General features: G+C 72.3%; 1 pseudogene. It reads right to left on the bottom strand.

The features are described 5' to 3' along the window. A pseudogene (locus tag D588_RS0114525) lies at positions 1-631 on the bottom strand (kynureninase); the annotation flags it as partial. Positions 632-946 lie beyond the last annotated feature (315 nt).

Here is a 946-nt window from a genome sequence, read left to right as displayed (position 1 = left end):
CCGCGCGCGCCAGCCGCGCCACCGCGGCCAGGTCGAAGGCCTGGCCGGTGCGGTACTGCACGCCCGGCCACAGCACCAGCGCCAGGCGCGGGCCGTGCTCGGCGATGGCGCGCTCGATCGCCGCCAGCGACACGGTGCCATCGACGCCGTCGGGCTGCACTTCGATCAGGTCGGTGGCCGGGTCGAAGCCGTGGAAACGGATCTGCGAGGCCACCGCATGCTGGTCGGAGGGAAACGCGCCGGCCTCGATCAGGATCGCCGGGCGCTCGCGGGTGGGCCGGTAGAAGCTGACCATGAGCAGGTGCAGGTTCACCGTCAGCGTGTTCATCGCCACCACTTCGTGCGGGTGCGCGCCGACCAGGCGCGCCAGCGGCGCGGCCAGCAGTTCGTGGTAGGTCATCCACTGGGTGTCGCCGTTGAAATGGCCTTCCACCGCCAACGACGACCACTTGTCCAGCACCTCCTGCACCGCGGCGCGCGCGCCGCGCGGCTGCAGGCCCAGCGAGTTGCCGACGAAGTAGGCCTGGTCGGCACCCTGGTGCTGCGGGAACAGGAACTCCTGGCGCAGGGCGCGCAGCGGATCGGCGGCGTCGAGAGCGATGGCGTGCTGGCGGGACAGGATCTCGTTCATCGGCATTGGGTTCCGGGAAGCAGGGCGAGAGTCTAGAGCGTGCGGGACGACGGGAGGTGAGTGCATGGCATGGCGCGGGGCAAGGCCGCGTGGCCCTCTGCAGCAGCGACCGCACGGCCAGGGTGAGGCGATGGCGCGTTCACCCGCTGCGGTGCGCGGTCACCTGCGGTTGTTCCTTGGCGGCCGCGGCAGCCGGCAGCAAGGCGCTGCGGACCAGGTGGGTGAGGGTACCGATGCTGTCGGCGACGCGGTCGCTGGTGTCGCCCAGCGCGGGCAGCGCGCCGCCGTCGCTGCCGTCCTGCGGCTGCGCGGCCA

It is taken from the genome of Xanthomonas sp. SHU 308, from assembly GCF_000364645.1.
Lineage (GTDB): Bacteria > Pseudomonadota > Gammaproteobacteria > Xanthomonadales > Xanthomonadaceae > Xanthomonas_A > Xanthomonas_A sontii.
Note: the sequence above shows the minus strand (reverse complement) of the source record. Positions and strands in the feature narration are given on the sequence as shown.